This is a genomic window from Marmoricola endophyticus (genome assembly GCF_014644415.1).
Classification (GTDB): Bacteria; Actinomycetota; Actinomycetes; order Propionibacteriales; family Nocardioidaceae; genus Marmoricola; species Marmoricola endophyticus.
Genome location: NZ_BMKQ01000021.1, coordinates 1 through 505, shown reverse-complemented (window position 1 = coordinate 505; position 505 = coordinate 1). Strand labels below are relative to the sequence as shown.

Annotated in this window: 1 protein-coding gene; it reads right to left on the bottom strand. The window is 62.8% G+C overall.

Features of this window, described 5'->3' with window-relative positions:
- The coding region (locus IEX42_RS18010) for a decaprenyl-phosphate phosphoribosyltransferase (RefSeq protein WP_188781476.1) at positions 1-505 on the bottom strand (505 nt) is incomplete at both ends.

Here is a 505-nt window from a genome sequence, read left to right as displayed (position 1 = left end):
CACAGCCCGTAGCACAAGACCACCGCGGTGGCCGACAACGTCCAGACGAACCGCAGATAGGTGCTGGTGTAGCTTTCCAGCGACTTGCGGATCGCAGCGCCGGTGCGTTCGGCCAGATGCAGCTCGGCGTAGCGCTTGCCGGCCACCATGAACAGCGAACCGAATGCCATGATCAGCAAAAACCACTTGGACAGCGGGATTTTGGTGGCCACGCCCCCGGCGATGGCGCGGATCAAATACGCCGACGACACGACGCAGATTTCCACCACCGCTTGATGCTTGAGACCAAAGCAATACGCCAACTGCATGGCGAGGTAGACGACCATTACCAGCGCCAGGTTCGGGGTCAGCATCCAGGCACCGGCCAGCGATGTCACTCCCAGTACCACCGCCACGGTGTACGCCAGCCACTCGGGCACCACGCCGGCGGCGATCGGCCGGAACCTTTTGGTGGGGTGCTCCCGGTCTGCCTCGACGTCACGCATATCGTTGACGAGGTACACCG